At 31.0% G+C, this 13313-nt stretch carries 12 protein-coding genes; 5 read left to right on the forward strand and 7 right to left on the reverse strand.

The window, feature by feature from the left end:
- Window positions 1-75: 75 nt before the first annotated feature.
- Window positions 76-816 (reverse strand): hypothetical protein, encoded by a 741-nt coding sequence (locus tag AC34EU_RS06030; protein WP_487534083.1) that lies wholly within the window; start codon window positions 814-816, stop codon window positions 76-78.
- A 43-nt stretch (window positions 817-859) separates the two neighbouring features.
- Between AC34EU_RS06030 and AC34EU_RS06035 the strand changes: the two genes are divergently transcribed.
- The gene (locus AC34EU_RS06035) at window positions 860-1888 is read left to right on the forward strand and encodes a hypothetical protein (RefSeq protein ID WP_487534084.1); all 1029 of its coding nucleotides are present in this window, start codon (window positions 860-862) and stop codon (window positions 1886-1888) included.
- Window positions 1889-1907: 19 nt separating this feature from the next.
- Here AC34EU_RS06035 and AC34EU_RS06040 read toward each other — a convergent pair whose 3' ends face one another.
- Window positions 1908-3014 (reverse strand): alkaline phosphatase, encoded by a 1107-nt coding sequence (locus AC34EU_RS06040; RefSeq protein WP_487534085.1) that lies wholly within the window; start codon window positions 3012-3014, stop codon window positions 1908-1910.
- A gap of 47 nt (window positions 3015-3061) precedes the next feature.
- Window positions 3062-4348, reverse strand: a complete 1287-nt coding sequence (locus tag AC34EU_RS06045) for a 3-deoxy-D-manno-octulosonic acid transferase (RefSeq protein ID WP_487534086.1) — start codon at window positions 4346-4348, stop codon at window positions 3062-3064.
- A 113-nt stretch (window positions 4349-4461) separates the two neighbouring features.
- Here AC34EU_RS06045 and AC34EU_RS06050 point away from each other — a divergent pair, with 113 nt between their 5' ends.
- A complete protein-coding gene (locus AC34EU_RS06050) occupies window positions 4462-5592 on the forward strand; it encodes a DegT/DnrJ/EryC1/StrS family aminotransferase (RefSeq protein WP_487534087.1) in 1131 nt (376 codons plus the stop codon).
- Between the two features lies 1 nt (window position 5593).
- Here AC34EU_RS06050 and fabD read toward each other — a convergent pair whose 3' ends face one another.
- Together fabD and AC34EU_RS06060 are read right to left on the reverse strand one after the other, a co-directional pair.
- Window positions 5594-6475 (reverse strand): ACP S-malonyltransferase, encoded by an 882-nt coding sequence (gene fabD, locus AC34EU_RS06055; protein WP_487534088.1) that lies wholly within the window; start codon window positions 6473-6475, stop codon window positions 5594-5596.
- Complete coding sequence (locus AC34EU_RS06060; RefSeq protein ID WP_487534089.1) at window positions 6476-7042, reverse strand: dihydrofolate reductase; 567 nt, start codon at window positions 7040-7042, stop codon at window positions 6476-6478.
- Window positions 7043-7121: 79 nt separating this feature from the next.
- Between AC34EU_RS06060 and AC34EU_RS06065 the strand changes: the two genes are divergently transcribed.
- Window positions 7122-8165: an aminotransferase class V-fold PLP-dependent enzyme gene (locus tag AC34EU_RS06065; RefSeq protein WP_487534090.1), complete on the forward strand. Its 1044-nt coding sequence runs from the start codon at window positions 7122-7124 to the stop codon at window positions 8163-8165.
- Here the strand turns inward: AC34EU_RS06065 and AC34EU_RS06070 are convergent.
- Together AC34EU_RS06070 and AC34EU_RS06075 are read right to left on the reverse strand one after the other, a co-directional pair.
- Entirely contained in the window at window positions 8157-8981 is an 825-nt protein-coding gene (locus tag AC34EU_RS06070) for a thymidylate synthase (RefSeq protein ID WP_487534091.1), read from the reverse strand. The genes AC34EU_RS06065 and AC34EU_RS06070 overlap by 9 nt on opposite strands.
- A gap of 96 nt (window positions 8982-9077) precedes the next feature.
- A complete protein-coding gene (locus AC34EU_RS06075) occupies window positions 9078-9686 on the reverse strand; it encodes a bifunctional nuclease family protein (RefSeq protein WP_487534092.1) in 609 nt (202 codons plus the stop codon).
- A 152-nt stretch (window positions 9687-9838) separates the two neighbouring features.
- Here AC34EU_RS06075 and AC34EU_RS06080 point away from each other — a divergent pair, with 152 nt between their 5' ends.
- Window positions 9839-10822 carry a pyruvate dehydrogenase complex E1 component subunit beta gene (locus AC34EU_RS06080; protein WP_487534093.1) on the forward strand — a complete coding sequence of 328 codons (984 nt, stop codon included), beginning with the start codon at window positions 9839-9841 and terminating at the stop codon, window positions 10820-10822.
- A 69-nt stretch (window positions 10823-10891) separates the two neighbouring features.
- Window positions 10892-13282 (forward strand): sodium-translocating pyrophosphatase, encoded by a 2391-nt coding sequence (locus AC34EU_RS06085; protein ID WP_487534094.1) that lies wholly within the window; start codon window positions 10892-10894, stop codon window positions 13280-13282.
- Window positions 13283-13313 lie beyond the last annotated feature (31 nt).

Genomic DNA, 13313 nt, shown 5'->3' on the forward strand with positions numbered 1-13313 from the left:
ACGGCTTGGGGGTTCGAGTCCCTTCACCCGCACAAAAAAAAACCTCACTTATAAGTGAGGTTTTATTATTCTAAATTATCTTTTAAATTTAAATTTCTGTAATTGGATATCATCCAAACCGTTATCATCAAAAGGGTATTCCATTTGATCTTGAATGTTATAAAGAGATATAAGTATGAATTCGCTTAAAATAACAACAAAATAAGTTAAAATCATCGCACCTGCTTCGTTTCCCATTTTATGAATTATAGTAGGAGTATAAACTAGAGGAAAAAGATAAATAAAGATTAAACAATAAGCCTTCAGACTGATTGGAGTTCTGTGAAGGTGTATTGCGATCAAATTGTCTTGACTGTCGCTAACATCTCTTAAAAAACGAACCACCTTTTGACGTATTCCTCCTGAAATATCTTCTTCGTTGTTTTTTAAAAAGTTAAATACCTCTTCAGTATTATTATCTATTTTTTTTAAGTTAATATCTGGCTTTGATAGTTCTTTTAAGAAATCATTTTCAACTCCCGAAATCAGTAAAGAAAGTTCTTTAGATTTAACATCACCAAGTTTACTCATCTTAAGATAATGTTCGATTGTTCTTAGGTTACTTCTGAATTGACTTAAATGTTCTAATGCTTTTTCTCGTCTTCGAAAAGCAGATCGAATACAAAATACTAATGGAAAAATAATAGCAATACTTATTAGCGTCAGATCTATTTCATAATCTATTTTGTTTTTTTCGGCAAAATAGAGAACTCCAATAGAAATTAAAACAGCTATTAATGTTTTATAATTGATAATTACAAGATATCGGTTTAGCATCTGAATAAATTTTTTTATATTCCCTAAAAATAAACACTATATCATGAATAAACAAGTAAACTTATTATTGTTATTATTTATTGGTCTTTTTTCCTTTGGACAAAATTCTGACGGATACACTCTTCTTTTTCAAAATGAAGAGCCATTAAAAATTAAATTAAAATACCATAATAAAAATTTAAAAAAAGAAATTATTGATACTATTCTTTTTGATTCACAAATTTCTTATGAACAAGATGGAGTTTGGAAGGATTTAGACGTGAAACTCAGATCCAGGGGGAATTTTAGACGAAATACATGTTATTGGGTTCCAGTTAAAGTTAAAGTTAAAAAATCAGCAGCTAAAGGGACTATTTTTGAGGGCAACAAGAGTTTAAAACTTGTTTTGCCATGTATGAAAGAGCCAGACAATAATGATAATATTATGAAAGAGTACATTGCTTATAAACTTTATGAGCAAATTTCTCCATATCATTTCAATGCAAGAAGAGTAGATGTTGATTTTACTGAAATCTATGGAAGAAAGGGTAAGGAAAGAAAAATGGTTCAATTAAAGGGCTTTTTAATAGAGGATGACGATATAGTCGCAAAGCGATTCGATGGTAAAGTTGTAGACAGATTTATTCATCCTTTAGCTATGGATGCTGAAACATCTGTTCAAAATGCATTTTTTAATTTTTTAATTGGAAATACTGATATTTCAGTAGCATATCAGCACAATGCAAAATTACTTTATATTGGAAAAAGACTTATCCCTTTGTCATATGATTTCGACATGACTGGCTTTGTTAATCCAAGCTATGCTACAGTTAATGAAACATTAGGTATAAAAACTGTTAAGGATAGAGTATATAGAGGATTTAAAAGAGATGGTTCTATTCTTGAATCAGTTAGACAGCATTACATAAGTAAAAAAGCAGAATTAACTTCAATATTAGAAGCCCATGCTTCCCAATTTGATAATGAAAGAGAGTATAAGGAGACTTATGAGTTTCTAAATAGCTTTTATGAAGTTTTAGAGAATGATAAAAAATTCAAGTCTGAAATTCTTGATGCCGCTAGAACAAAATAATTAAGATTCAAATTTTAAATTAATTTACCGTGGTTTTTAGCTTGCTAAATATCGCGGTATTTTCATATATACCACTGAATAATTCAGCATTTGGACCAAAGCTGAACACGGGAACCATACTTCCGCTATGACCTATAGTAGTAAAGTCGCCAACAACCGTACTTTTTTTTAAATTACCTTTTTTTAGCGCAAGCCCACCTGTTTCATGATCTGCTGTAACCACTATGAGTGTATTTCCATCATTTTTTGCAAATTTTAGAGCGCTTGATATGGCATTATTAAAATCTTTAAACTCAGATATAACATAAGCTAACTCATTTGCATGCCCACCCCAATCTATTTGAGATCCTTCAACCATTAAAAAAAATGGTTTTTTATCATCCTTTAATTTATCTAGTGTTGATTCAACAAGGGCTTTTAGTCCAGGTTTTCTACCTGAATTTATTGGTGGTGGCTCATCAGCATATGTAAAGAACCCTAATTTTTGACTACTTGATTTATTATAATTATCTAGGTTATTTACAATATCATAACCTTCTTCTTCCATTTCTTCGATTAAATTTCTTTTATCCGACCTACGATTAAAGTGTTTTCTACCTCCACCAATGAAATAATCAACACTATTATATCTTAATTGTAGAGCAATATCTTCATACTGTCTTCTTGAATTTACATTAGCATAAAATGAAGCAGGTGTTGCGTGAACAATACTAGACGTTGCAATTAAAGCAGTAGAAAAGTTTTTGGAATTACAGTACTCAAGAATAGATTCAAGCTGTTTATTTTTAGGGTCAATACCAACAACCCCGTTATATGTTTTCTCCCCACATGCCATTGCTGTTCCACTTGCAGCCGAATCTGTCACTAGTTGGTTGTATGAGTGTGTTTTTGACAGACCTATATATTGCATATCTTCTAATGCAGTTGAGTTTTTATTAGAGTACATTCCTGCTGAAATTTGAGATAAACCCATTCCATCTCCTATCATAAGAATTATATTAGGGTTTTTATTTGAACTTTCTAAAGTAAATGATTTAGGGTATTCTTGCTCCTGAGAATAAATATTAGATGTTGCAGCTATTGCTAATAAAATAAATATTATATATTTTTTATTGTGTTTAATCATATGCTTTTTTTCATCGTAGCGTTCAAAGTTAACACAATGTTATTCTCTTACAAATATTTTTTTAATTCGATGAAAATCTTTTCAGCCGCACCTTGTTGGTCTTTTATGTATTTAAAGTTAATCATTCTTCCAAAGCTTGATTCTTCATCTATTTTTAAGACAATTTTTTCAAATTCAGTTTTCGAAGAAACTGAAAAACAGCCTCCTTTTTTAATTAAATCTATTGCCTCAGGAAATTTTTTATAATTTTTCCCAATTATAACAGGCATATCATAAACTGCAGCCTCAAGAATGTTATGTAATCCTGACCGACCCATTCCACCACCTATATAAACCCACTTAGCGTACCTGTAGGCATGTTTTAAAACCCCAACTTTATCAAGAATAAGTATTTTTTTTAATTTATCATTTTCATAAGAATAATTACTCCAAAGAACATATGGAATTTTTAGTTTTTGAATTAATAATGAAATAGATTTTTCATTACACTCGTGAGGCGCAAGTATTACTTTTGAACTTTCTTTTTTATGTATGTAATCTATAAATAAAGAATAATCTAGATCCCATGTGCTTCCAGCAATCCAACATTCATCATTTTTTAAAAAATCATCAAGTATTTTTAAATCTCTTTTTTCATTTAAAATATTTAAAACTCTGTCCATTCTCATGTCACCAACTAAGGTTGTGTTGGATATCCCGTTTTGATTTAATATTTTTTCAGAATCACTATTAGCTAAATAGAAATGATCAATAGTTTTGAGAGCATCTTTAAACCATACTGCCCATGAAATCCAAAAAATATTATAAGGTTTAAAATAACTGGATACTGATATAACAGGGACTTTATGTTTTTTTAAGGAGTAAAGCAGGTTAGGCCAAAATTCATTTTTTGATAAGATTAGAATTTTAGGATTTATAAATTTGACAATTAAGTTCATTTGTTTTGATATGTCTAATGGAAGATATCCGACCCAATCTGCCAATGAAGAATTTTTCACTACATTATATCCAGATGGAGAAAAAAATGTAAGAGCAATTTTATATTCAGGAAGAAGTACTTTAATTTTTTCTATTACAGGTCTACATTGTTCGAATTCACCTAATGAAGAACAATGAAACCAAATAACAGAAGATTTTAAAGTACGAAAAACATGGAATTGATTGTTTTTAATTAAGTCTATGTTTTTTTTTCTACCAAAATAAAAAGCTCTTATTTTGTCGCTAAATAATTGATTTTTAAATATTTTACATGAAAAAAATGGGAGACAAATATTCAGAAAACTGATTGTTGATGAATATATAAAAGAAGTTATTTTTGAATATAAAAATTTCAAAATAAATATTTTTTATAAAATTAACTTAAATATATGGTTTGTAAGATTGATTATGCGGGGATATTTATTTTTTAGAACTTTGTTTTTCTTATTTTTGAATCAAATTTTTTGAAATGAAAAAAATTAGCATGGTTGATTTGGCTGGACAGTTAAAACCAATAGCCGAGGAGGTTAATCTTGTAATTAACAATGTAATAGAAAACACATCATTTATAAATGGTCCTGCTGTTGCTAATTTTCAAAAAAACCTTGAGAATTATCTTAATGTAAAGCATGTAATTCCATGTGCAAATGGAACAGATGCTCTTCAAATTGCTTTAATGTCTTTAGATCTTAATCCAGGTGATGAAGTGATTACTGTTGATTTTACATTTGCTTCCACTGTTGAGGTAATAGCTCTTTTAAAATTGACACCAGTTTTAGTTGATGTTGACTCTGAAACTTTTAATATTAATATAGATTCATTAGATTCAGCAATTACTGAGAAATCTAAAGTGATTATTCCAGTTCACTTGTTTGGACAAGTAGCTAATATGGATGAAGTAATTCGAGTAGCAAAAAAACATAACCTGGAAATAATTGAAGATACTGCTCAAGCTATTGGGGCTAATTATAAATTCTCTAATGGAAGTAAGCAAAAAGCTGGAACTATCGGACTTATTGGGACAACTTCTTTTTTCCCATCTAAAAATTTAGGCGCATATGGAGATGGAGGAGCAATCTTTACTAATAAAGACTCTTTAGCTCATAAAATTCGTGGCATTGTAAATCATGGAATGTACGAGAGGTACCACCATGATGTAGTTGGAGTGAATTCTCGTTTAGATTCTATACAAGCTGCTATTTTAGATATAAAGTTGAAGCACTTAGACTATTATAATAATTCTCGTAAAAAATCAGCATTAAAATATACCGAGTTATTAAAAAACCACAAAAACATTATAACACCTATGGTTTTGGGAGATGAAGATTCGCATGTTTTTCATCAGTATACTCTAATTATTAAGGATGCCGATAGGGATGAACTAGTCAAATACCTAAATCAAAATCAAATTCCGTGTGGAGTTTATTACCCGATACCACTTCATCAACAAAAAGCATATCAAAATGATAAATATGAAGAAAAAGATTTTGAGGTAACTAATAGTTTATCAAAATCAGTAATATCTCTTCCAATGCATACAGAGCTTGATGATGAACAGGTTGAGTTTATTTGTGAAAAAATTATAAAATTTTTAAAATAAATCAAATAATTGATGCAGATTGTGTTTCGCAATTTGATTCAATTTTTTTACATAACCCTTGAAGTACACTTCCCGGGCCAACCTCAGTAAATATTTTTGCTCCATCAATATTCATTTTTTTAATGATTGAGGTCCATTTTACTGGAGCAGTTAGTTGAGAAATAAGATTAGTCTTAATAATTTGAGGATCCTTTGTGGGAGTTGAAGAAACATTCTGATAAATGGGACACGAGGGGGCGTTTAATGATATGCTATCAATAGCTTGAGCTAGCTGATCTCTTGCTGGCTCCATTAATGGAGAATGAAATGCTCCACCAACAGGAAGTATGATAGCTCTTTTGGCTCCTTGGGTTTTAAGTGACTCACACGCTTTTTCTATAGCTTTTATTTCTCCTGAAATAACAAGTTGTCCTGGACAATTATAATTAGCCGCAACAACAATTCCAGCTGTATTAAAACATATTTCTTCAACTAATTTATCATCCATTCCTAATACAGCAGCCATAGTTCCAGATTCTAAGTCGCATGCATTTCGCATAGCTTCAGCTCTGATACGCACTAGACTTAATCCATCTTCAAAAGAAATAGACCCTGTTGCTGCTAATGCAGAAAACTCTCCTAAAGAATGGCCAGCAACCATCTCAGGATTAAATGAATCACCAAGGAGTTTGCTTAAAATTACGGAATGAATAAATATTGCTGGTTGGGTAACATTTGTTTGTTTTAAATCCTCCTTAGACCCATTAAACATAATTTTAGAAATGTCAAAACCTAAAATTTTATTTGCTATTTCAAATAGCTTACTCCCTTCATTTATTTTATGTAATTCTTCACCCATTCCTGAAAACTGTGAACCCTGGCCTGGAAATAAATATGCTTTCATTTATTTTTTTATGTATGTTAAATATGAAAAACTTAAACCATCAGTTGTAGATTTTGGATGTTGTACTTCACTAGTCAGTTTCCATTTGGTTTCTGGAATATTTGGAAAAAAAGTATCAGCATCAAATTCTTTATGAATTCTAGTTAGTTCTATTTGTTCCGCTAGAGCCATACTTTGTCTGTAAATTTCTCCTCCGCCTATTATGAAAGGTTGTAAGTCTTCTTTAACAAGAGATAATGCATTTTCTATACTAGAACAAACTTCAGCTCCTTCTGCGGAATAATTTTTATTTCGCGTAATAATAATATTCCTTCTATTGAGGAGAGCTTTAGGCATGGATTCAAACGTTTTTCGACCCATAATTACAGAATGACCTGACGTCAATTTTTTAAACCTTTGTAGATCTTCTGGAAGATACCATATTAACTTATTATTTTTTCCTAAAGCATCATTTTCACCTGCGGCTGCTATTATTGTAACACCTTTATTTGTTTTTGGTAAGCTTATAGGATCTATTTTATCATCAATTTCCATTAATAATTTTTGGTTAAGAGTTTTATTATCCAATAGTATTTATTTTTTTATGTTAAACAATAAAAGAGTTATTAAAATATCTATTTTTACAGTGCAAAACTAAGATTAATTGATGAATAATAACATACGTTCACTATTTCCAGTTTTAAATTCTTGTACATATTTAAACACAGCTTATGTAGGTCTATTGTCAACTCAACTATTTGAATTTCGCAATAAATTAGAAAAGGAATATTTAACAGAAGGCGATAAGTTTAAAATTGACAATCATGAAAGGATTAATGATTTTAGAGAAACAATTTCAAAATTCATTAATTCCTCAAAAGAAAACACCTTTTTCACTTCTAACTTTTCTACTGGCTATAGGTATGTTTTAGATCTTTTGCCAAAAGAATCAAAAGTTTTGGCTTTAGAAAATGATTACAACTCTCTAATAGAAGGACTAAACGAAAGAGATTTTTTAGTTGATTACATCCCCATAACATCAGACTTTGAGGTTCAAATTGAAAAAAAATTATATAAAAATGAATATGGAGTGTTAGCTATTTCACTTGTCCAATTTTTGTCTGGAATTAAAGTTGATTTTAGTGCTTTAAGGAAAATCAAAGAAAAATACCCTAAACTTATTATAATAGGAGATTCAACCCAATTTATAGGCTCAGATTTTTTCGACTTTAACAACTCTCCTTTTGATGTTGTAATTGGAAGCGGGTATAAATGGATGTTGGCAGGTTTTGGAAATGCATATATGGCCGTTTCTCATAATTTTTTTAAACAAACCAAATCTTCTTCAAAAGATATATATAAAAAGGTTTATACTGGACATATTAATTTTTTGGGATCAGCCTCTCTTGATTTTGCAATTAAATTTTTACAAAATAATGATTTCAATAATCTAATTAAAATAAAAAAAGACTTAGGATGTTTCCTTAGGGAGGAATTAAAAGTATTGAATCTTTTAGATCCAGTAGTCAAAAAAAGAGAAGATCATTCAAGTATCTATACTATTCCTGGTGATCAAATTCTATATGAAACACTCCAAAATAAAGGTGTCAGATGTGCATTAAGAGGAGGAGGAATAAGGGTTGCTGTTCATTTTTATAATGAAGAGTTTGAAATTAATAAACTAATTAAAATTTTAAAAAAATTAAATTGAAACAGCTCCTTTTATTAGAGGATATGGATCATAGTCAGTTATTTCAATATCATCATAAGTAAAGTCAAAAAGATTTTTAATTTTTGAATTTAATTTAACTTTAGGAAGTTTTTTTGGTTTTCTAGATAATTGTTCCTCAATTTGTTTTTTGTGATTGGAATATATGTGTGCATCACCAAAAGCATGTATAAATTCTCCAGGTTTATATCCTGTAACTTGGGCCAGCATTATTGCCAGTAAAGCATATGAAGCTATATTGAAAGGAACTCCTAAAAAAACATCAGCACTTCGCTGATAAAGTTGAATTGAAAGTTTTCCATTCGCTATATAGCATTGAAAAAAAGCATGACATGGTGGAAGAGCTGCTTTATTATTGGCTACGTTTTCTGAGAATGATTTAGAATTATTTGGCATAACACTTGGATTCCATGCGCTTACTATAATTCTACGACTATCTGGATTTACTTTTATTGTTTCAATCATTTCTTTTATCTGATCAATACCTTCACTATTCCAGTTTCTCCACTGATGTCCGTATACAGGACCTAAATCTCCATTTTCATCAGCCCACTCATTCCATATTCTAACACCATTTCTCTTAAGATAATCTATATTAGTATCACCTTTTAAAAACCATAATAATTCATGTACTACTGATTTTATATGAATTTTTTTTGTGGTCAGCAAAGGAAATCCTTTGTTGAGGTCAAATCGCATTTGATAACCAAAAACACTTTTAGTACCAGTTCCAGTTCTGTCAGTTTTTTCGACACCGTTTTTTTGAATGTAACTTATAAGATCAAGATATTGCTGCATTAATATTTAAATATAAATTGCTCAAATATACACTGAATGAGTAGCTGTTTTAAATAAATAAACAAACAGTTATCAAGATAAAATTAACATATTTACTTAAATATTTTTTTTAGTGATAAGGTCACGAACTCTTACTGCTTTTTCATATTCTTCATCAGCAACAAGTTTTTTTAATATATTTTTAAGTTTTGATATTGAAAAATTTTCTATGTTTTCTGGGAGTTTATTTTCTTTAGAATCTTTAACTGTTTTTTTACTCCAATTATCTTCTGAAACATTTGTTTTTGTCTTAATAGAGCTAGTAAATCCTGCAGATTTCATAATAGAATCATAAATAAAAATTGGAGCTTTAAATCTTAATGCCATTGCAATTGCATCTGATGTTCTAGCGTCTATAATTTTTTCAATTTTATCTCTTTCACATATTAGGTTGGAAAAAAAAACTCCGTCAACCAATTTGTGAATAATCACCTTTTTAATATTAACTTCAAAACAAGTTCCAAAGTCTTTGAATAAATCATGAGTTAATGGTCTTGCTAGTTTGATTTCTCCCTCTAATGCGATTGCAATAGCCTGGGCTTCAAACCCTCCAATTATTACTGGAAGCTTTCTATTACCGTTGGTTTCACTAAGTATTAGTGCGTATGCGCCAGATTGTGTCTCGCTATAAGAAATTCCCTTTACGTTAAGTTCTATTAATTTCATTTTAAGAGTTTCAGAACATTTAATACGAAGCTATATTTAATATAGTATATATATCATATAAATTTAGTTTTTGTTTATTGAAATCTATAATGAACATAGAGTTTTAATAAGAATGAAATGTTTAAATTTGAAATCTTAATCAATAAGTTTAAATGAAAACCATACAATTTAGACAAGCAATAGCTGAAGCAATGACCGAGGAAATGCGTCGAGATGAAACTATTTATTTAATGGGTGAAGAAGTAGCAGAATATAATGGCGCATATAAAGCTTCAAAGGGTATGTTGGAAGAGTTTGGTGAAAAGAGAGTTATAGATACTCCAATTTCTGAAGCAGGATTTTCTGGTATTGGAGTTGGTTCAACGATGACTGGCGCTAGACCCATAATTGAATATATGACATTTAATTTTGCATTAGTTGGAATTGATCAAATTATAAATAATGCTGCAAAAATAAGACAAATGTCAGGTGGCCAATTTCCTTGTCCGATAGTTTTTAGAGGACCAACTGGTTCCGCAGGTCAACTTGGAGCTACACATTCTCAGGCTTTTGACAATTGGTACGCTAACACTCCAGGTTTGAAAGTTATTGTTCCATCCAATCCGTATGATGCTAAAGGATTACTTAAGGCAGCAATAAGAGATAATGATCCTGTAATTTTCATGGAATCTGAGCAAATGTATGGAGATAAAGGAGAAGTTCCTGATGGTGAATATATATTGCCTATTGGTATTGCTGATATAAAACGTCCAGGAAATGATGTAACAATTGTTTCTTATGGTAAAATAATTAAAGAAGCTTATAAAGCCGCTGAAGTTCTAGCTAAAGATGGCATTGATTGTGAAATAATTGATCTTAGAACTATAAGACCCATGGATCACAAGTTGATTTTTGAATCTGTAAAAAAAACAAATAGGTTAGTTATCTTAGAAGAATCATGGCCTTTTGGAAATATTTCAACTGAAATCACCTATCAAGTTCAAAATCAAATTTTTGATTATTTAGACGCTCCAATTGAAAAAATAAATACTGCTGATACTCCAGCTCCATTTTCGCCAGTCCTGCTTGAGGAGTGGTTACCAAATTTTAAAGATGTAATAAAAGCAGTAAAAAAAGTAATTTATCATAATACTTAGTTTCCTTGTATCTAATTCAGAGGTAATTAGTATTTTTACGCGCGAAAACAAAAAACTTAATTTTATTTTATGGAAGCTAATATAATCTACATACCATTATTTTTTTCTCTTTTAGGTCTAATCTATATGTTTATTCGAGCAACTTGGGTTAGAAAACAAGACCCAGGAAGTGAAAGAATGCAAGAAATTTCCAAATCCATTAAAGACGGTGCTTTAGCTTTTTTACATGCCGAATATCGATTGCTTTTAATTTTTGTAATCATAGCCTCAATAGCTTTATATAGTATTTCTCTTTTAGTTAGTTCAACAAGTTGGATGATTGTTCCTGCATTTGTTATAGGGGCAGTTTTTTCAGCACTTGCAGGAAATATTGGTATGCGAATTGCTACTGAAGCGAATGCTAGAACTGCAGAAGCAGCCAAAACAAGTTTGCCAAAAGCACTTCAAGTTTCTTTCGGAGGAGGAACGGTTATGGGTCTTGGAGTAGCTGGATTAGCTGTGTTTGGCTTAACCATTTTATTTTTATTTTTTATGACTCAGTTTATGAAAGGCACTGGTTCTTTTTATGATGAAATGACTGTAGTTTTAGAAACTTTAGCTGGCTTCTCTCTTGGCGCTGAATCGATTGCTTTATTTGCTCGTGTAGGTGGAGGGATATATACTAAAGCTGCGGATGTAGGAGCAGATCTTGTTGGTAAAGTAGAGGCTGGAATTCCCGAGGATGACCCACGTAATCCAGCAACAATTGCTGATAATGTTGGAGACAATGTTGGAGATGTAGCAGGTATGGGTGCTGATTTATTTGGATCTTATGTTGCGACAGTTTTAGCTGCTATGGTATTAGGTAATTATTTAATACGGGACATGTCAGTTGACACACAATTTACAGATGACTTTAATAATATGGGACCGATTTTACTTCCAATTGTTATTGCCGGTATAGGAATATTAGCTTCAATTATTGGAACTTTTTTTGTTAAAATATCTAATAATGATGCAAAAGAATCTAAAGTTCAGGCAGCTTTGGATCTTGGGAATTGGGCTTCAATAGCAATAACACTTGTTATAAGTTATTTTTTGATTGATTGGATGCTTCCTGAGACTATGAATATGATGTTTTTTGGTGAAGGTTATAAAGAAATTTCTTCAATGAATGTTTTTGGAGCTGCATGCATAGGACTAGCAGTTGGAGCGCTAATATCAATTGTTACAGCATATTATACAAGTCTTGGAAAAAAACCAGTTCTTGATATTGTTAAAAATAGTTCAACAGGAGCTGCTACTAATATAATTGCAGGTCTAGCAGTTGGTATGAAATCAACCTTTTTGTCTGTTATTCTTTTTGCATCAGCAATATATGGATCATACACTCTTGCAGGTTTTTATGGAGTAGCATTAGCCGCTTCTGCAATGATGGCAACTACAGCTATGCAATTGGCAATAGATGCTTTTGGACCAATAGCTGATAATGCTGGAGGAGTTGCCGAAATGAGTAATCTTCCAAAAGAAGTTAGAGAAAGAACAGATATCCTAGATTCTGTTGGTAACACAACCGCTGCTGTTGGTAAAGGTTTTGCAATAGCATCTGCAGCTCTAACAGCTTTAGCCTTGTTTGCTGCATATGTAACTTTTACAGGAATTGATGGTATTAATATTTTTAAAGCTGATGTTTTATCTATGTTGTTTGTAGGGGCAATGATTCCTGTCGTTTTCTCTGCTTTGGCAATGGAGTCTGTTGGAAAAGCAGCCATGGAAATGGTAGAGGAAGTTAGAAGACAGTTTAGAGAGATTCCTGGTATTATGGAAGGAACAGGAACTCCTGAATATGCAAAGTGTGTTGATATTTCAACAAAAGCAGCTTTAAAAGAAATGATACTTCCCGGTTTAATTACGATACTTACTCCAATATTTGTTGGATTAGTTTTTGGAGCTGAACCATTGGGTGGATATATGGCTGGTGTTTGTGTAAGTGGTGTGATGTGGGCTATTTTTCAAAACAATGCAGGTGGAGCTTGGGATAATGCAAAAAAATCATTTGAAGCTGGTGTTGAGATAAATGGAGAAATGACCTTTAAAGGATCTGATGCTCATAAAGCAGCTGTTACAGGCGACACAGTTGGTGACCCATTTAAAGACACTTCTGGTCCTTCAATGAACATTTTAATTAAACTTACCTGCTTGGTTGGATTAGTAATTGCGCCTCTTTTAGGTGGGCATGATGATTCTAATGGAATAGCTTCGATTGAAAACATTAAGCATAAAACTACTGCTGAATTTACTAACACTATTACCGATAATGACACTAAAGAAACATTTTCAGTAAAAATTTCTGCTACTAATGATGAACAATCAAAAGTTAATAAAACTATAAAAGTTACACTTTCAGGTACAGAAAAGGAAGTGTGGGAGATTGTTGAAAGTATTACACCTAAAATAGGGGAAATAATAGAATTAGAATAGTTAGTTTATATTTATCTAATAAAAAAAGTCA

This window comes from Candidatus Marivariicella framensis (genome assembly GCF_982709265.1).